Annotated in this window: 18 protein-coding genes, 2 tRNA genes and 1 other annotated feature (1 of these 21 cut by a window edge); of the genes, 11 read left to right on the forward strand and 9 right to left on the reverse strand. The window is 47.6% G+C overall.

What is annotated here, in order from left to right; translation table 11 throughout:
- Window positions 1-136, reverse strand: a binding site (T-box leader) (it extends 96 nt beyond the left edge of the window).
- 230 nt (window positions 137-366) lie between these two features.
- Together ETHHA_RS04740 and ETHHA_RS04745 are read left to right on the forward strand one after the other, a co-directional pair.
- A tRNA-Leu gene (locus ETHHA_RS04740) sits at window positions 367-451 on the forward strand.
- Between the two features lie 35 nt (window positions 452-486).
- Window positions 487-573: transfer RNA gene (locus ETHHA_RS04745), tRNA-Leu, on the forward strand.
- Window positions 574-806: 233 nt separating this feature from the next.
- Here ETHHA_RS04745 and ETHHA_RS04750 read toward each other — a convergent pair.
- Complete coding sequence (locus ETHHA_RS04750) at window positions 807-2,000, reverse strand: AIPR family protein (protein ID WP_013484853.1); 1,194 nt, start codon at window positions 1,998-2,000, stop codon at window positions 807-809.
- Window positions 2,001-2,118: 118 nt separating this feature from the next.
- Here ETHHA_RS04750 and ETHHA_RS04755 point away from each other — a divergent pair, with 118 nt between their 5' ends.
- Window positions 2,119-2,412 carry a hypothetical protein gene (locus ETHHA_RS04755; protein WP_013484854.1) on the forward strand — a complete coding sequence of 98 codons (294 nt, stop codon included), beginning with the start codon at window positions 2,119-2,121 and terminating at the stop codon, window positions 2,410-2,412.
- A 90-nt stretch (window positions 2,413-2,502) separates the two neighbouring features.
- Here ETHHA_RS04755 and ETHHA_RS15805 read toward each other — a convergent pair whose 3' ends face one another.
- Complete coding sequence (locus tag ETHHA_RS15805; protein WP_013484855.1) at window positions 2,503-2,673, reverse strand: hypothetical protein; 171 nt, start codon at window positions 2,671-2,673, stop codon at window positions 2,503-2,505.
- Window positions 2,674-2,830: 157 nt separating this feature from the next.
- Between ETHHA_RS15805 and ETHHA_RS15455 the strand changes: the two genes are divergently transcribed.
- The 3 genes from ETHHA_RS15455 (at window position 2,831) to ETHHA_RS04775 (ending at window position 5,761) form a co-directional block, all read left to right on the forward strand.
- The gene (locus tag ETHHA_RS15455; RefSeq protein WP_013484856.1) at window positions 2,831-3,835 is read left to right on the forward strand and encodes a hypothetical protein; all 1,005 of its coding nucleotides are present in this window, start codon (window positions 2,831-2,833) and stop codon (window positions 3,833-3,835) included.
- A 249-nt stretch (window positions 3,836-4,084) separates the two neighbouring features.
- Window positions 4,085-4,528 carry a MarR family winged helix-turn-helix transcriptional regulator gene (locus ETHHA_RS04770; protein WP_242822097.1) on the forward strand — a complete coding sequence of 148 codons (444 nt, stop codon included), beginning with the start codon at window positions 4,085-4,087 and terminating at the stop codon, window positions 4,526-4,528.
- Window positions 4,529-4,594: 66 nt separating this feature from the next.
- Complete coding sequence (locus tag ETHHA_RS04775; RefSeq protein ID WP_013484858.1) at window positions 4,595-5,761, forward strand: MFS transporter; 1,167 nt, start codon at window positions 4,595-4,597, stop codon at window positions 5,759-5,761.
- Between the two features lie 11 nt (window positions 5,762-5,772).
- On the opposite strand, the gene ETHHA_RS04780 is transcribed toward ETHHA_RS04775, so the two are convergent.
- Window positions 5,773-5,994 (reverse strand): helix-turn-helix domain-containing protein, encoded by a 222-nt coding sequence (locus ETHHA_RS04780; RefSeq protein WP_013484859.1) that lies wholly within the window; start codon window positions 5,992-5,994, stop codon window positions 5,773-5,775.
- A 113-nt stretch (window positions 5,995-6,107) separates the two neighbouring features.
- On the opposite strand from ETHHA_RS04780, the gene ETHHA_RS15460 reads away from it, so the two are divergent.
- From ETHHA_RS15460 to ETHHA_RS04795, 4 genes are all read left to right on the forward strand, one after another.
- Entirely contained in the window at window positions 6,108-6,302 is a 195-nt protein-coding gene (locus tag ETHHA_RS15460) for a hypothetical protein (protein WP_137143850.1), read from the forward strand.
- Window positions 6,303-6,416: 114 nt separating this feature from the next.
- Window positions 6,417-7,061, forward strand: a complete 645-nt coding sequence (locus ETHHA_RS04785) for a cysteine hydrolase family protein (protein WP_013484860.1) — start codon at window positions 6,417-6,419, stop codon at window positions 7,059-7,061.
- 264 nt (window positions 7,062-7,325) lie between these two features.
- Window positions 7,326-7,682: a helix-turn-helix domain-containing protein gene (locus tag ETHHA_RS04790; protein WP_013484861.1), complete on the forward strand. Its 357-nt coding sequence runs from the start codon at window positions 7,326-7,328 to the stop codon at window positions 7,680-7,682.
- On the forward strand, window positions 7,679-9,151 hold the full coding sequence (locus tag ETHHA_RS04795) for a recombinase family protein (RefSeq protein WP_013484862.1): 1,473 nt from the start codon (window positions 7,679-7,681) through the stop codon (window positions 9,149-9,151). Before ETHHA_RS04790 ends, ETHHA_RS04795 begins: the two co-directional genes overlap by 4 nt.
- Before the next feature lie 31 nt (window positions 9,152-9,182).
- Here ETHHA_RS04795 and ETHHA_RS04800 read toward each other — a convergent pair whose 3' ends face one another.
- The 4 genes from ETHHA_RS04800 to ETHHA_RS04810 all read right to left on the reverse strand — a co-directional run bounded on the left by ETHHA_RS04800 (window position 9,183) and on the right by ETHHA_RS04810 (window position 13,353).
- Window positions 9,183-10,481: a recombinase family protein gene (locus ETHHA_RS04800; RefSeq protein WP_242822098.1), complete on the reverse strand. Its 1,299-nt coding sequence runs from the start codon at window positions 10,479-10,481 to the stop codon at window positions 9,183-9,185.
- Window positions 10,482-10,503: 22 nt separating this feature from the next.
- Window positions 10,504-11,355 (reverse strand): DUF4368 domain-containing protein, encoded by an 852-nt coding sequence (locus tag ETHHA_RS16230; RefSeq protein ID WP_341349197.1) that lies wholly within the window; start codon window positions 11,353-11,355, stop codon window positions 10,504-10,506.
- Window positions 11,352-11,897, reverse strand: a complete 546-nt coding sequence (locus tag ETHHA_RS16235; protein WP_341349198.1) for a recombinase family protein — start codon at window positions 11,895-11,897, stop codon at window positions 11,352-11,354. The genes ETHHA_RS16230 and ETHHA_RS16235 overlap by 4 nt, the downstream gene beginning before the upstream one ends.
- An 820-nt stretch (window positions 11,898-12,717) precedes the next feature.
- Window positions 12,718-13,353, reverse strand: coding sequence for a nitroreductase family protein (locus tag ETHHA_RS04810; protein WP_013484864.1), 636 nt, complete (start codon window positions 13,351-13,353; stop codon window positions 12,718-12,720).
- Window positions 13,354-13,473: 120 nt separating this feature from the next.
- On the opposite strand from ETHHA_RS04810, the gene ETHHA_RS15005 reads away from it, so the two are divergent.
- The gene (locus ETHHA_RS15005; protein WP_013484865.1) at window positions 13,474-13,848 is read left to right on the forward strand and encodes a winged helix-turn-helix transcriptional regulator; all 375 of its coding nucleotides are present in this window, start codon (window positions 13,474-13,476) and stop codon (window positions 13,846-13,848) included.
- A 636-nt stretch (window positions 13,849-14,484) separates the two neighbouring features.
- On the opposite strand, the gene istB is transcribed toward ETHHA_RS15005, so the two are convergent.
- Window positions 14,485-15,282 carry an IS21-like element helper ATPase IstB gene (gene istB, locus ETHHA_RS04815; protein WP_013484866.1) on the reverse strand — a complete coding sequence of 266 codons (798 nt, stop codon included), beginning with the start codon at window positions 15,280-15,282 and terminating at the stop codon, window positions 14,485-14,487.
- On the reverse strand, window positions 15,279-16,499 hold the full coding sequence (gene istA / locus ETHHA_RS04820) for an IS21 family transposase (RefSeq protein WP_049776551.1): 1,221 nt from the start codon (window positions 16,497-16,499) through the stop codon (window positions 15,279-15,281). Before istA ends, istB begins: the two co-directional genes overlap by 4 nt.
- Between the last annotated feature and the right edge of the window lie 72 nt (window positions 16,500-16,571).

Genomic DNA, 16,571 nt, shown 5'->3' on the forward strand with positions numbered 1-16,571 from the left:
GAGGAAAACCGTGCCATTCTACTGTGGTTCGATGGCCCGCTCAGGGGTGATTTTTCACCGCTTTGCATGCTGTCTCACACCACCCGACAGCTCTCTGATATGCAGACACGATTACGCTCCCCATCTTCGCATTTACTTTATGTACTATATACTAATGCTTTTGGCCGCTTTTGTCAAGTGAAATCTATGTGCAAAAAATTTGCAGTGCATGCAGTTCACCCAAGCAGGCCAATCGAAAACGCATTTGGGAAAAACCAAAATTTTTGTTGACAGAGAAAAAAGACTCTGCTATAATACATCTTGCACCTCAAAAGACAGCAAGCAAAGTTCCGTGGTTTCTGTCTGATTTTGTTGAAAAGAGCATATGCGATCGTGGCGGAATAGGTATACGCGCACGTTTGAGGGGCGTGTCCAGTAATGGGTACGGGTTCAAGTCCCGTCGATCGCACCAGTGTCGGGTTGCTTGCAACTCGATAAAATGTATATGCGGATATGGCGGAACTGGTAGACGCGCTAGATTCAGGTTCTAGTGGCTTCACGGCCTTGCAGGTTCAAGTCCTGTTATCCGCACCAAACACACATAATCCGAACCCGTTTCCGATAGGAGATGGGTTCGGATTTGTTTTGTGGCTGAAAAACCGCTAACAGGGTAAGTGCAAGAACCGAGGGCAGCCGTTACCAATCTGGTAACGGCTGCCCTCGGCTTTTGTCGTGCCTTGATGGCTTAGAGCGTGCTCAACGCACAATCTGACATTATAAACCATAATGCCATAATAGCAGGGCACCCTGTCTGTAAATGAATTAAATTATTTGCGGCTGAGAAGTTTGCGGAGACTCTGCGTTTCAACAATACGGTAATTTGAAAGCCAAAGTTGCTTATCTTTACCGGCAAGTTGAGGGTTTGTGTATGTTTCAAAGGTGTTCTGCACAATAGAAATACCTACTTCATTCCAGATATCTACAGGATTAAACAACCAGGATAAGGTTCCAGCTTTTTTGTCAAATCGAAGCAGACTACGGAAGGCTCCAAAAATGGGATAGATGTAGCCGGTCGAAACTGAATACTTCACGGATTTGGAAAAAAACTCGGTTTTGGTTTCATTTTCGAGAGATTCGATTCCTCGCACGCTGCCAAAACGGGGATTAGAAACACCCTGTGACTTCTTGTATTCTTTGTACTTTTCAGGAAGTTCACGTTCTATCAGGTCATAAAGCTCAACCAACACAGGAATCTGTTTTGTCAGAGACTTGTAGAAAGGCGTTTCAAAAGCCTGCTTATAGCGCTTGAACACCTGCGCCTTGCCGGAATAGCTTTGAACCGGTGCAGCGTTATCATCGGGAAACCTGTCGATGTCAAAGGCATACATAAGTCGAAGTAGTTCGGAAACATGAATTGCTTTATTCTCATTGTCTTTGTAAGCGATCCAGTCGGCGTATACCTGACCGGAAACAGCGTCTTTAACGTCTTCAAAGTTATTATCAAGGTTGAACAGTGCCATATCAGATACCTGAACAGATGTGTTGCGAGCATCGGATAGCCGGGTTATGTTCTGCACGTTGGTGATGACTTCAACACGCACATACTTGCGAATATCATTCGTGATTTTGTTGCGCTTTTCCATAATGGCTGTGTAAGTGTGACCACCATCAAGAATGCCGTACTGGAACTTGTCGTTTTCATCGTCCTGATTACCAAGGTCAACGGATACCTCGGAATCCGTACTATTAAAAGAGAGAGACTTTGCTGCAATGACAATACCGCGGTTGTTGATGTAGAAGTCTGTTTCCGGTTCTATAACAGCATTCAGCAGACTGCGAGCAACACTCGTTGTCATCTTGGGTTCGCGAGGATTGACATCCAGCGGGAGCTCCGAAGGAAGGTCTTTCATATCCACCAACAGATAGTAGATGGTTTCGAAGGTGTTTTCGTCTTTGTCGCCCTTTCTGTAAGGGGATGCGAGGGTGCGAAGGGCCTCGACTTTAAATTTTACATTTGCCATAATAATTGGTCTCCTTAAATATTTCTTCACGAGAGCTATTGCCCTGTGAGCATTTTTAGTATATCATATTCGAAAGAATATTCAATGCACCATGGTGCATAAAGGAGCACTTGTTTTTATGGCTGAAAAGCACCGAGAGAGTGAATCGCTGGTAAGAATCGGAAAACTGCTTGAATCAAAACGAAAATCGCTTGGCAAACAATATAAAAGCCGTGAGCAGTTTATTAATAAGCGTAGCGATGAGTTATTCAGATCGGAGGACTGGATATCTCTTCGTCATTTGTACAATATAGAACATGGAAAAAACTGGGTTAGCATTGAAAAGCTAATTATTCTGGCAGATGCGCTTGAAGAAGATCCTTTAGATTTGTTTGATGAGATTGTTGGGATATATCGAAGCTCGTCATCCTAATAATTACATTTATATTACTTGAATTTCCAATTTTGGGTAATCTCAATTTAATAAAAAATAGAGGCGGTGCATCCAGCATCGCCCCCTGTATTATGTATGACCGTTATCAGCTCTTTGTACTTTTTGCCTGGTTTTCCACTCGGCGAACTCCCTTTTCCCCTGCTCACTTTCAAAATATTTTTGAATTTCAGGGAGTAGACTTCGCGCGAGTGCTTCAATCTCGTAGTCTGGAATTTCGGAATGGGCTGCCTTTTTCGCCATGCACGATCCTTTCCGTTTGTCAATTTATATAGATGATAATATTACCGCATCCAATAGAATATCGCATATACCTTGCAGAGTAAATCGTTTTAAGGTATCCTATGGGTAATGAATATCGGATATTATAAAATTCCCATTTCGGCAGGGGGGAACAGCCTTGATCTACGAATTTTCAAGCAAGGAAACCGACTTTGCGTTGGCTTTTGCGCTCTGTCTGGATCGTCAGAAAATGAAAGAACATATTTTGATCGGGCCAGAGGGGGCCGTCTACAATCGCCTTTCTCGCGGCGGCGGAGATGTCTACTGCGATCTGACACGCCCTTTGGGAGAGCTTCTCATAGGCTTCCCCCACGACGCAGAAAGCCTGTGGTCACATAATGCAGAAATTCTGAAAGAGAGCTACCAGAAAATTTTTAGCCGATGGGGATATGCTCAACCGGCGAAAGACTGTTTGCAGCGACAGTATGCGCAAAACGACCCTGTAAGGCAATACCTTGCTATCCAGACATGGCGAGAATATTTGAAGTGCTATTTTCAAGATCACAGTGCCGATAAACTGGCCCACCAAACCAATCTGTTATATCGCCCCTTATATTCATATGATGAACGTCAAATCTGGGACGAACCCGTTGACCGGCTGCATAGCAGGATAAGTTTGCGCGCGGAATCCAGCATCCAGCTTTGGTATCCCAACCGAAAAACACGTTTAGAGTGTGCCCTTACAACCTATTCGCTTCAGCCAATTATTCTTTATTACCTTCAGCGCCTGCATGATTGGAAGCTGCATATTCAGGAATGCAAAGTGTGCGGAAAATTCTTTTTGGCCAAAAGCAGGCGGTACGCGCTTTGCAGTCCAAAGTGCCGTACGGCACAGGCTACAGAGAATAAGCGTCAATTTGATCAGCGCGCAAAAGATATGCCATTTGAGCAGGCTTATGAATCTGCATATGCCTATTGGTATAACCGCATCAAACGTCTGCGCAAACAAAATGCCGACCATCCGGAACGGATAGCGGCACTGGAAGAAGCGTTCTCCAATTTTAAAGCAGAAAGCGTCCATAGAAAAGATGCGGTAAAGAAAGATCAAATCACCTCGCAGGGGTTCATTGCCTGGCTTCTGGAACAGCGCAATGTGATTGATCGTCTAATTGAAGAATTGTAGAGCACAGCCGCCCCGGAATGGGGCGCTCGGCAAAACAGCCGAAAGGCCGATTTGTCCCGGGGGTTTGGGGGACGGATTCCACCAACAAGCACGGGTGTGGCCACACACCCATTGCTTGCCGCGATCCCGTATAGGCTATTTGTTTTAACATAGCATAGCCGAATGGAAGGCTTGTCCGCAGCCATTGCAATGACCAAAATGCTGATGGTGGCCGCGTAAGATTTTTCAAAAGTCATTGACAATGATTTGATGTCAAACTATACTGTAAGCATGAAAACAGATAACACCATCTTCCTCATGGGAAGAATTGGGGAAAAAGCGAATAAGTTTTTGGTAAAGGAGTTGGCCAAGATTGGTTTGTCCGGTTTGGCTCCCTCCCATGGTGACGTAATCGCCAATTTGTTCAAATACAAGGAAATCACCATGAGCCAACTTTCCGATGCGATTTACCGCGACCCATCCACCGTTACGGCGCTGGTTAGCAAACTGAAGCGAATGGGCTATGTGCGAACCCGCAAGGACAGCGCCGATACGCGCGTCACTTATGTTTCGTTAACGGATGAAGGAAAAGCGTTGGAACCGCATTTTCAAAGAATCTCTCTGGAACTGTACCAACTTGAATATCAAGGGGTCACACAGGAAGAAAAGGAAACATTGCATACCCTGCTTTCAAAAATCAACACCAACTTTTAAATTTTTTGTCCGTATACTTTGATGTCAAACTATCATATTGCCTTTTGTGTCACAAAGGAGACTCTGATGAAAAAGAAACTGCCAATCATCGCGCTGCTGTTTCTTGTGTTTTTCCTCGTCGGGTGCGATACGTTTATTATCTCCCCCCTCATCCCCGGCATTACGGCCCGATTCCATGTTGCAGTCGGCAGCGGCGGCTACATGGTTTCATTTTACTCGCTTTTTTATGTGCTGTTGACCTTTGCGTTAGGCCCGCTTTCCGACCGCATTGGGCGGAAACGGATGATTTTCACCGGCATGATGATCTTTTCCGCTGCCTCTTTGGCGACGGCTCTCGCCCCCAACTTTCCAATCATCCTGATTGCCCGCAGCGCCACTGGAATCGGCGCCGCGTTTGCCGCCCCGAATATTTGGGCGTTTATCGGTGATTACTTTGGGCCGCGTATCCGTGGAAAAGTGACTGCTGCCGTTGCTTCTGCCCTGTCGCTGGGACTGGTGATCGGCGTCCCCATCGGAACGGCTGTCGAACAAGTCGCAAGCTGGAAAATCTGCTTCTACCTATTGGCGGCTCTGGCTTTCCTGCTTGCATTCCTGATCTTCGCCTTTCTTCCCCAAAGCGGCAATACACAGCAGGCGGCACCCGCCGCAAAGAAAGGATACCGGGATGTTTTGCTTCAACCGCAGGTTCTCTACAGCTTTTTGGCAACCTTTATGGTAAACTTCTCAAATTTTGGGTTGTATACGTTCTTGGGCTATTGGCTGAAATCGCAGATGCATCTCTCTTCGGCTATTTCCGGTTTTATTTTCCTGTTGGCCGGGGTCGGCAATCTGACCGGCGTTTTTCTTAGCGGTATTTTGAGCGGTAAAATCGCGCCGCGAAAACTGGTTGCCTTTTTGAGCCTGATTCTGGCAGCGGCATTTCTGTTGCTGCCTGTCTGGCGCTGGAACGCTGCTTTAACTGCGGCAGCCATTATCCTATGGATGATGGCAGGCGGGGCCGTGTTCTCAGTGATACAGGCTTTCGTGACGCAAATCAGCGCCAAGGCGCGCGGAACGGTTCTCGCTATGAACAACGGATTTATGTGGATGGGCACGGCATTGGGCTCAGCCATGCTGTCTCTTATGATCGACCGTTGGAATTTTTCTGTGGCAGCCGTTGTTTGCGCCTGCCTGACCGGCGTGGTAGCGACCATTTTCTTATTCAGATTGAAAGACAATCAGGAAGAACGATAGATCTGTTGTACTCATTTGGATTTCGGGTAGCGCTGGCGCTCATCGGTTCGCCCGACCAGATAGTCCACACTGGTATCGAACAGATCCGCTATTTTCATTAACACCGGGATCGGAATATTCAGATTGCCAATTTCATAATCCGAATACGTGGTCTGATGAATATTCAAATAAGACGCCATTTGCGTTTGTGTTAAATCCCGATCTTCCCGCATGTTACGAATTCGCTCAAACATCACAAATCCCCTCCATGCTTATTATGCAATAAGGGAATATCCCCTATTGACTTTTAAGGTATATTCCCTTAAAATGATGTAAGACAAGTTACATAGCATGGGGAGAGATGGCCTTGGATTCTGGAATCATCAATATTCAACAAAAACGTATCGAATGCTTGCTATGCCATATCAGCGCAGAAATTGCTGATACCATTGAATCTTTACAGCAAATGAAAGCACAAGAATGCGTCATAAAGAACAAGCTCGTTCAATCGCAAAAAGATTTAGAAGAACTTTATTTGACATTAACGGAGCCTAATCTGTAATATGTGGCTCGCAATGGGGTAATCCATTCTCAATAGGTGTAAGGATATAATTGACCGAATTTCACTACTATGCTATATTTATTTATAGTTTATGGAATAAATGGAGATGTCAGAATGGATAAATATATTGAACCTGACTTTAATTATGCCGCTCTAATTACTATAGATATGCAAAATGATTTCGTTTTGCCCGGTGCAGTTTCCCAAGTGCCAGGCACAGACAAAATTCTGCCCAATATGACAAAATTGCTGAGATTGGCGAGAGACAAAAGTCTCACCATTGTACACGTGATACGCCTTTACAGCGCCGACGGATCGGACGCAGACCTTTGCCGAAGAAATATAATTGAAAGTGGAAGAAAAATTGCCTGCCCTGAGACACATGGAGCAGAAATCGTATCTGTATTAAAGCCTAACAGCACTTTCCTCGATTATGCGAATCTCCAAAAAGGATACATACAGGAAATATCAAAGAATGAATGGGTGATTTATAAATCGCGTTGGGGGGCATTCTATAAAACCAATCTTGAAAAATTCTTATCTAACAGAAGAATTACCACTTTAATTTTTTCTGGTTGCAATTTCCCGAATTGCCCCAGAACAAGTATTTATGAAGCAAGTGAACGAGATTTCAAAATTGTACTCGTTATGGATGCAATTTCGCAAATTTATCCGAAAGGGTTAGAAGAAATGAACGGGATAGGGGTATCTTTACTGACGACAGATCAAATTGAAAAACAACTGATCAATAAAAAATAAAGCTATCAAAATATATCCCCTTGATTTTGTGCAAGCAATGTGTCCGGGTACCCGGACACCGCTTGTTGGTGGCTCTCCGCCCCCAATCCCCCGGGCAAAATGTGCCTGCGGCTCATTGTTGCGAACGCCCCGTTCCGGGGCGAACTGTGCACACTCGTGCAGGAAGAATTGCTCTATTGAATATACGATAAATGTATTATATAATTGTATTGACATATGGGTTTAAGCCGCATATAATGGACTTACCGAGAGGGGGGTTCGTCCATGAAGGAAATCGGCAACCGGCTGCGTGCGCTGCGTGAGGGCGTGAAGCTGTCCCAAGCGAAGATTGCCAATCTGGTAGGCACCACGCAGGCCACCATCAACCGCTATGAGACCGGCGTTTCCTCGCCGCCCTTGAATGTGCTGATCTGGTATGCAGACCATTTTGACGTTTCGATGGATTACATCTTTGCCCGCACGGAGAAACCGCAGGGAAAGCTATACGATTACCGTCCTAAGTTTATTGAGAGCAATGAAGAATTCAAACAGTTCCTTGAAATGTGTTTTGACCCCACTTCGCCTATGAACGACCGGCTGAAACAGGCCCTTTTTGAAATGATGCAGGAGGCGAAAAAGTGAACGGCGTCATCTACGCCCGCTATTCGTCAGATAACCAGCGGGAAGAATCCATCGAGGGGCAGATTCGTGAGTGCAAGGAATATGCGGAGAAAAACGATATTACGATTCTGAACTGCTATATCGACCGCGCGCTCTCCGCCAAAACCGACCACCGGCCTGAATTTCAGCACATGATTAAGGACGGCACCAAGCAGCTTTTTGAGGCTGTGATTGTCTGGAAACTTGACCGTTTTGCCCGTAACCGATACGATTCTGCTCACTATAAGATGGTGCTGCGGAAGAATGGCATTCGGGTGTTATCCGCCAAGGAGAACATCTCCGAAGGTGCGGAGGGCATCATTCTGGAATCCATGCTGGAAGGGTATGCCGAATACTACTCCGCCGAGCTTTCAGAAAAGGTGGTCCGCGGTCTGACGGAGAATGCCCTTAAAGCCCGGTACAACGGCGGCGGGCTGCCCATCGGCTACACCATCGACCAGGAGCAGCACTTCCAGATCGACCCGCTGACCGCCCCGGTGGTGCAGGAAACATTCCGGCGCTATGCCGAGGGCGATACCATCGTGGATATCGTAAAGTGGCTGAATGAAAAGGGCATCCACTCTTACCGCAACCGCCCGATGCGGATCGACTGCGTGGATCGTCTGCTGAAGAATCGCCGCTACATAGGAGAATATCGCTATCGGAATATTGTGCAGCCGGGTGGTATCCCCGCTATCGTTCCCCAAGAGCTGTTTGACCGGGTGCAGGAACGGCTGGCAAAGAACAAAAAAGCCCCGGCCCGCCACAAGGCCGAGGATGCGTATCTTTTGACCACCAAGCTGCATTGCGGGCACTGCGGGGCCTTTATGGTTGGCGAGAGTGGGACAAGCCATACCAGCGAGGTTCACCACTACTACAAGTGCGTAACCGCCAAAAGGCGCAAAGGCTGCCCCAAGAAGACCGTCCGCAAGGAGTGGATCGAAAATCTGGTGGTTGAGCAAACTATGAAAATGCTGTTCGACGATGCAGTGATCGAGCGCATCACGGATATGGTAATGGGTTTGCAGCGCCGGGAGAATACGGCGCTCCCGCTTTTGAAGCAGCAGCTTGCGGAAGCGGAGCGCGGCATCCAAAACATGCTTAACGCTATCCAGCAGGGCATTCTGACGCCCTCCACCAAGAAGCGGTTGGATGAGCTGGAGGAAGCCAAGGGCAAGCTGGAAGTCAGCATCCTACAGGAAGAAATGCAGAAACCGGTTCTGACCCGGGACCAGATCACATTCTGGCTCCATAAATTTCGAGAGATGGACGTAACCAAGCAGGCACAGCGCCAGCGCCTGATCGACAGTTTTATCAACGCCATTTACCTGTACGATGATAAAATCGTCTTGACGTTCAACTACAAGGACGGTGCAAAGACGCTTACCTATGCGGAAGTACAGGGTTCGGATTTGGTCGCACAAGCTGCACCATGCCGAGTGTTCTTATAGCATTTGAAAGTGCTGTAAGAACACTCGCTTTTTATACGGCTTTTTGAGTTGAGGGGTAGCTTACGGCTACCCCTTTTCGCGTGTTGATCAGCACGTCCGGTTCGGGTAAAGGCATAATGTCTGGAATCTCAATGGAGCCGACGCAGTTATAGTGAATCGTAAGTTTTTGAACGTAAACGCCGTCCACCTTTTCCGCCTGATGCACCTCGATATGGTCGATCAGCTCGTTCAGCATACGCGGCGTGAGTTTTCTGGCGCGGGTGTATTTGCGGACGGTGGAGATGAACATATCCGCTGTCACCGTTTTGCCGCTGGCTTTTTCCAACTCGGTTTTCAGCTTTTTGATTTTTTCTTGAACCTCATGCTGTTCCTCGTCGTACTTGACCGACATGCGGCCGAAACGGTCGTCCGAGAGCTTGCCGGAAACATTGTCCTCGTAAATGCTCTCAAACAGGCTATCCAGCTCCGCGTCGCGGGCAAGCAGCTTTTTGAGCTCCTTTTGCTTCATCTGCTGCTCTTGCGCCAGCGCCTGCTGGGAGTGGCCCATGACCGCCTGCGCGAATTCCTTTTCATATCGGCTGGCGAAACGGGTCAGACGATGGATTTCACCCAAAACCACCTGTTCCAGAAAATCCACCCGGATATAATGCGTAGAGGAGCAAGTGCCCCGGTTGCCCTTATAGTTGGAGCAGTTGAAATACTTGATGTCCGGGTTGCCCTGATTGAAATGATAGTGTAGGTTGTGCCCACAATCCGCACAGACCAGTAGGCCGGAAAACATGTTTTTCTCTCCGTCCTGGGTTCTGCGTTTGCGGGTCTTGCCGCGCTTCTCCTGAATGCGCTCCCACGTCGCCCGGTCGATCACCGGCTCGTGCACATCCCGAAACACCAGCCAGTTGTCCCGGTCGTTTTCAAGGCGCTCCTTATGCTTATAGGAAATAGAGTACGTCTTGAAATTGAGCACATCCCCGCAGTATTCCTGAAGGGACAGGATTTTCGTGATGGTGGAGCTGTTCCAGTGGTACGGGTCGGTTTGGGTGCCTCTCCCGCCGCGACGGATGCCCTTGCTTTTCAGATAGAACGTAGGGGTAAGGATGTGCTCGTCCGACAGGGCGGCGGCAACCTGCTCCGTGCCCATGCCCTCCAGCGTCATGCGGTAAATGCGGCGCACCACGGCAGCAGGTTCATCGTCGATAATCCAACGCTTGGAGCTGCTCGGGTCCTTCTGATACCCGTAGGGCGGTTGGCCCAGCGGCTCCCCGTTACTGCCCTTGATCTTATTGCTGATGCGCCGCTTTTTGCTGATGTCGCGTGCATACCACTCGTTCAAGTGGCTCTCATAAAGAATGGTCTTACTTGATCTTGCCCACAAAGTTATAGTGAATGGTGATCTTGCGATATTTCTGGTTGCCCTTGATGAACCGTTCGCCGATTTCAATGTAATTGATCAGCTCCAGCAGCATTTCCCGGTCGAGCTGTTCCACGGCCACGTATTTCTTAATGGCGGCGAGAAAGCTGTCCACTTCCCGTTCATCCTGAGCCGATGCGGCAATCTTTTCTTCCAGCCCATGCGCCTGCGCGGTCTTTTCCTTGCGCTCGGCCTCGTACTTCTGCATCAGGCCAGCGCATACGCTCTCCGGGATGGCCCCGCGCACCTTATCCTCATATAAGCTGGAAATGAGGCGGTCAAGCTCCTTCAGACGCTTGCCGGTCGTTTTGAGGGCCTTGTGATCGGCGGCAAGCTGCTGCTCTGATTGCTTGGATTTCTGCCGGAGCAACTCCTGTCGCACCTTGTTCTCGTCCTGCAAAACGCCGCTGGCCTGCCTGTGAATATCGTCAATCACTAATTCCGTTAATGGCTGAAGATAAATCATGTGCGCCGAGCAGGCGGTCTTGCCACTGCGACCGTAATTGCCGCACATGTAGCTGACGTATTTAACCTTGCGACCACTCTTGCGCACATGGTTCTCTTCAGCGTAACGCATGGCGAAACCGCAATCCGCACAACGCAGCAATCCGCCGAACAAACTGATTTCACCGTTTTTGTGGGTACGGGGCTTATACTGCTTGCGGTCAATTTCCGCACACAATTCCCATGTTTCACGGTCGATGATCGGTTCATGGGTGCCTTTCACGCAAATCCAGTTATCTTTCGGTTTGGAAATCATTTTGTGGTTCTTGTAGGAAACGGTGCCAGTTTTCATTTGTACCATATCCCCAACATACACCTCTCGGGATTTTTCAAGCACCCATAAGGTGGATAAGTTACAATATATTTCCTGGATCTTGCGCAAGCGGTACGAACAGCTTTGATCTTTTTGCTGGTATCTTTGCTTTGAAATTCGTTGAACAAATTTCGAAAGGGCATCATGTCGTTGTCGTTATGAAGCGTATCCACGCCGTCATTTACGGCAATGAACCTGCACCCAATCATCGGAAAAACATAATCCGTAAATTGCCCAACCTGTATGTAGTTGCGTCCAAAGCGGGATAAATCCTTCACCAGAATGAGATTGATTTTGCCATCTTTCGCGTCCTCAATCAGCCGTTCCACCCCGGGCCGCTGGAAACTGGTGCCGCTGTAACCATCGTCGCAATAGATGCTGTAATCGAACCAACCCTGCTGTTCGGCGTAGTGCGTGAGCATCAGCTTTTGATTCTCAATGCTCACGGATTCTCCGATCCGTTCATCGTCTTTACTTAACCGAACGTAGATGCCGACTTTAATGGCGTCCTGGTTTGTCATGTCAGACCTCGCTTTCCCAAATCAAACGCGCCGCCGGCTGTATTACCTGCTGTTATCATACCGCAGGCCAGCACGGACGGCAACCCTTATCCCTGAAAAAGCAGGGCCTACTGATGATAATGGGTCACTTGGGCATGAGAACGGCCCCGCGCCTTCTTGAACGCCAGTCGTTCAAGGGTCTTGTCATGTCCTTGAAGCCCTCATATCGGCTGGTGAGGCAGTAGCAGGTATCGCCGATCCGCACTTCCCGACATGTACTCTGAAACCGATCCCCGGGTGTACCGCCGCCGCTTCGGTCATGAAACAGCTCTTTCAGCCAATGGAGCAGGTACCGAATGAAAAATAAAAATCGTCTAAAAATCATAAGCCCTCCATTTCAAAATGTCCTTTACTATACATGAGATTTTCTCTACAAAAAGCAGCCCCCTTTTTTCTGCGCTCCTAGATAACACGCCTCATGGAAAAGGGCATCCCACGAGGATGAGCCTTGCCGTGAGGCACGCAAGAGGTTTGGAGGGTGCAGCCCTCCATCGCGCCCGACAGGGCGCAACGGCCTCGCAGAGCGCACGGCACCCGTCAGGGTGTATAAGTGCGCCATGGGAGAGGCTTAGTATTGAAACGGGCTATCTGCTTGTACTGATAGGATGATCTTGCCATTCAAAAGCAGCCTGCACCGTTGGTTAAATGATAGAAACATCCCTATATATGCAGTGCTGATTTATTAGGAACGCTGAAAAATAAATGTAAAAAAATCACTCTGCTGTACGACGGATTTTTTCTGTTTCGTCGTATAGCAGAGTAAGTCATTCGATTTTATTTTTTAATTTTTATGAATTTCATTAAAAAAAGTAATGCTTTCTATTGGAAGTCTCACGGTTGGATACCCAGCTTTGGCAGATTCTCCAAGGGCGATAAGCAAAACAGGAGTGTAGCGATCGCCAATATTGAACGCTTTCATTAGCTGTTCCTTGCTAAATCCCCTCATTGGACCGGTATCATATCCTTTAGCGCGGGCAACAAGCATGAACTGCATAGACACCAATCCACATTCGAGGCTAACGTTTTGGAGGACATCTTCCTGTGACATGTTGGAATATAAATCAGTATAGCGTCCGATTGAAAATTTTGCTACATCCTCTGGCATTACCCCCGCTTCAACTGCTTGATTGTAAATTTTTTTGGCCATTTTATAGCATTCCAGATCACCAAGCACAACGATTACAGCAGATGCTTCCACAACTTGTTTTTGATTATATGCAATGGAAAATAACTTTTGTTTTTGCTCCAGTGAATCAAGAACTAAAAAGCGCCAAGATTGCAGATTTCCACCCGACGGTGCCCGTGTGGCTTCCTGCAACATTTCTGCTATCTCATTTTCTGGGATTTTGACATTCGGTTTATAGTTTCGCACGGCGCGGCGTCCATGGATGATCTCGAACAGCGACGAATCAAACATAATATCTCCTTGTTCAGTTCTTGATTTTTATTGATACTTTAATTATACTTAGTCTTGATTATATTTCAAACACGCAGATTATTATTACTATGTACAATCAACAATACCAGGGGGAAAGCAATGGATACAAATGAATATGAGGATTTCTTGTCTAATTTAAAAAGCTATCAAGGAAATCCAAAATGTTTTTTATTACAATCGTTAGAAATTTTGCATGGAAAATGGACGGCAAAAATTATATTCCATTTATTGAAAAGCGAAAGTATGCGCTTTGGTGATTTAAAAAAAGCGATTCCCGCTATCACAAACACAATGCTTACAACTACATTAAGAGCACTGGAACAGCAAGAAATATTGAACCGCAGGCAATACAATGAAATTCCTCCACATGTTGAATATTTCCTCACTGAAAAAGGAAGTGCTCTTTTGCCTATCTTTTATGAATTGTGGCATTGGGGTAAAATATATCCGATTGAGAATGGGATCTCTGAATAAGACTCAAATTTAGTCTGGCATAGGGCAACACAAACTGGACGCGTGCCTTTCCGAAGCTCCAGTCTCGTAGACTTATAATGGTAGGCAGCACTACCCTTGTTCCCCTTGTCGCTCACTTTCTACTTTTCACCTATCCCTTATATTTCCGCTGTTTACCATGGCTTTTCTCGATAGCGGCAGGGTACGGTGCGGAGTAGGTCCGCCGGTCAAATGCCTTTTTCAAAGGCATTTGACCCACTATGACACTTTCATCCCTGCGGGCTGCAAAGATGTCAAGTGGGCTCTCCGAGGGGGATTCCGCCGTCTGCGGGCGGCGGAATGGCTACGGCACTGCCCTACATAAAAAGCCCGGAGTGCCTCTCACAAACGTGATGGGTTCCGGGCTTCCTATGGTAATACAGCCATGCCGTGCGCGTTATTTCGTTTTCCCTTCTTAATGAGACCGTCTCATTCATTATATTTCTGAAAGGGGTGAAATCGTCCTCATTTCGGGCGCTGTCCACGCCGTCGTTGAGAGCAATCAGCCGGACGTTCTTCTGCCGCAGAATTTCCATGATCTGTCAACGCCGATTTGAATTTGCAGGTTTTCGCCAGTTAAAAAATGCATGAAAACAGCGGTAAGGAAATGTTGAAAAATTAGTTTTGGCCCTGCTCGAAAAGGGTGTTGACGATGTGCTGCTTCTGCTTCATGTACTCCTTTCGCTCTTTAAGGCGATAGCTCTCACCCTTGATATTGACAACGGTGCAGTGGTGCAAAACACGGTCTAGGATTGCAGAGGCGATAGTGACGTCGGCGAAGATCTCATTCCATTGGGAAAAGGTCTTATTGGAGGTAAAGATCGTGGAGACTCTCTCATAACGTCTCGCAATCAGTTGAAAAAACAGATTCGCCCCCTGAATATCCATCGGGAGATAGCCAATTTCGTCAATAATGAGCATTTTGTACTTGCCCAGAGTTTTGAGCTTGTCCGGTAGTCTATTCTCAAAATGAGCCTTTTTGAGCTGCTCAATTAGGGTGTGGCAGTTGATGTAATAGGTGGAGAATCGATGCTTGGCGGCAACCAGCCCCAGTGCTGAGGCCAAATGGGTCTTGCCCACACCGGGCAGGCCGAGGAAGACGATATTCTCTCCGTTTTCAAGGAAACGCATGGTAGCCAGTTCTTCAATCTGGCGCTTGTCAATGGAGGGCTGGAAACTGAAATCAAAATCCTCCAACGTTTTTTTGATGGGAAATCCGGACATTTGCACCTGCTTTTCATAGGCGCGTCGCCGTTTTGACAATGCTTCCTCGGCAAAGATATGGTCGAGCACATCTACAACGTTGAGTTCGTCCTTTACAGCTCTTTCAAGATAATTGTCCAATATCTCCAGCGTGTTTTTCATCTTAAGGCTTTCGAGGTTTTCCCTGAGACGTTCCATCGTCAGTTCCGTCATAGCAGCACCTCGTCATACCGGTTCAAATCGTGTTGTTGGATAGGAAAGTCGATGACACTGTCGCCGTCCAGCAGGGTGTTTTCTGTATCAAAGGATTGCTTGACGGTCAGCCTGCGATAATGATGGGCATTGACGACCATGTCTTTTTTCTGGTAGGATATTCGGTGCAGGGCAATTTGCTTTCCTTCATAGTAGACAGCAAGCACGTTGTCCAATGCTACGACTGCCACATCTTCGCCGGCGTATTCCGATGGCACGGAATACTGATTACCGCCGTACGAGATGAGGCAGTCTTTTTGTACCCGGCGCAGATTGATTTTGTCGATGATATATTCACGTTTAAGAGGGTTAAGGCCCTCTTTTTTTAGTCTCTCGAAGGGAATTTCATTTGTTGTGGCGTGGACTTTCCCATTGACCTTATTACACCATGCGAGAGCCTGGCCATTGAGGTCGTCAAGTGAAGAGTACTTGATGCCAATCATGAAATTATCCCGTACGAACTGTACCGTGCGCTCTATTTTACCCTTTGTCTGGCCTCGGTATGGCCGGCACAGCACAGGCTTGAACCCATAGAATCCGGCGAAATCCTCAAACTGCCGGTTGAGGGTACTGTCTTCCTGCTTCAGCAGCCGTTTGATGACGACCTGCTTCATGTTGTCATACAGAATTTCCTCCGGGTAACCGCCTAAATACCGGAACGCGTTGGCATGGCAGCGGATCAGAGTGTTGGTACTCATGTTGGTCACAAACTCTATGTACCGTGTCCGCGAGTACCCCAAAATGAACAGAAAACAGTACAGCTTTTTCAGCTTCCCATCCTCCGGCACGGTGTGATCCTCAAAAAACGCCCAGTCCATCTGCCCTTGAAGTCCCGGCATCGTTTCAAACCGCACCGTTGCTTTCTCGTCCAACTGTTCCTTCTTGTTTCGCACGTATTCCCGCACGATGCTGTGCCCACCCTCGAAGCCCTGCTCCTGAATTTTCTCCAGTATCCGCTCCGCTGAGTACGGCGCTTCCTCCAGCCATACCGTTATCTGCTCCTTGTAGGGGTCCAGCTTCGACGGCTTCGTTGCGCTCAGGCTGTATACCGGTCGCGCCTCGCTCTCGGCGTATTTCTTCGCCGTCCTCGGGTCAATGTTGTACTTGCGCGCTATCTCTGTGTAGCTCAGTCCTTTTTGCCGGTCGCTTCGGATATCCATCCGGTTTGCTCCTTCCATTTTGACACCCTTTCCGCCTGCTGCTTAACAGACAGATTTGAGTGTACCATATTGCATCCCTTTCCGCTGCAA

It is taken from the genome of Ethanoligenens harbinense YUAN-3 (genome assembly GCF_000178115.2).
In the GTDB taxonomy this organism is placed as follows: domain Bacteria; phylum Bacillota; class Clostridia; order Oscillospirales; family Ethanoligenentaceae; genus Ethanoligenens; species Ethanoligenens harbinense.

What these genes read in the sequence shown, in the direction of transcription:
- ETHHA_RS04755 (WP_013484854.1), top strand. Translation starts at nt 2,119, where the DNA reads ATGGCTGAAAAGCACCGAGAGAGTGAATCGCTGGTAAGAATCGGAAAA.
- ETHHA_RS04775 (WP_013484858.1), top strand. Translation starts at nt 4,595, where the DNA reads ATGAAAAAGAAACTGCCAATCATCGCGCTGCTGTTTCTTGTGTTTTTC.
- istA (WP_049776551.1), bottom strand. Translation starts at nt 16,499, where the DNA reads ATGGAAGGAGCAAACCGGATGGATATCCGAAGCGACCGGCAAAAAGGA.
- ETHHA_RS04790 (WP_013484861.1), top strand. Translation starts at nt 7,326, where the DNA reads ATGAAGGAAATCGGCAACCGGCTGCGTGCGCTGCGTGAGGGCGTGAAG.
- ETHHA_RS16235 (WP_341349198.1), bottom strand. Translation starts at nt 11,897, where the DNA reads ATGACAAACCAGGACGCCATTAAAGTCGGCATCTACGTTCGGTTAAGT.
- ETHHA_RS15805 (WP_013484855.1), bottom strand. Translation starts at nt 2,673, where the DNA reads ATGGCGAAAAAGGCAGCCCATTCCGAAATTCCAGACTACGAGATTGAA.
- ETHHA_RS04810 (WP_013484864.1), bottom strand. Translation starts at nt 13,353, where the DNA reads ATGTTTGATTCGTCGCTGTTCGAGATCATCCATGGACGCCGCGCCGTG.
- ETHHA_RS04780 (WP_013484859.1), bottom strand. Translation starts at nt 5,994, where the DNA reads ATGTTTGAGCGAATTCGTAACATGCGGGAAGATCGGGATTTAACACAA.
- ETHHA_RS16230 (WP_341349197.1), bottom strand. Translation starts at nt 11,355, where the DNA reads ATGAAAACTGGCACCGTTTCCTACAAGAACCACAAAATGATTTCCAAA.
- ETHHA_RS04750 (WP_013484853.1), bottom strand. Translation starts at nt 2,000, where the DNA reads ATGGCAAATGTAAAATTTAAAGTCGAGGCCCTTCGCACCCTCGCATCC.
- istB (WP_013484866.1), bottom strand. Translation starts at nt 15,282, where the DNA reads ATGACGGAACTGACGATGGAACGTCTCAGGGAAAACCTCGAAAGCCTT.
- ETHHA_RS04770 (WP_242822097.1), top strand. Translation starts at nt 4,085, where the DNA reads ATGTCAAACTATACTGTAAGCATGAAAACAGATAACACCATCTTCCTC.
- ETHHA_RS04785 (WP_013484860.1), top strand. Translation starts at nt 6,417, where the DNA reads ATGGATAAATATATTGAACCTGACTTTAATTATGCCGCTCTAATTACT.
- ETHHA_RS15005 (WP_013484865.1), top strand. Translation starts at nt 13,474, where the DNA reads ATGGATACAAATGAATATGAGGATTTCTTGTCTAATTTAAAAAGCTAT.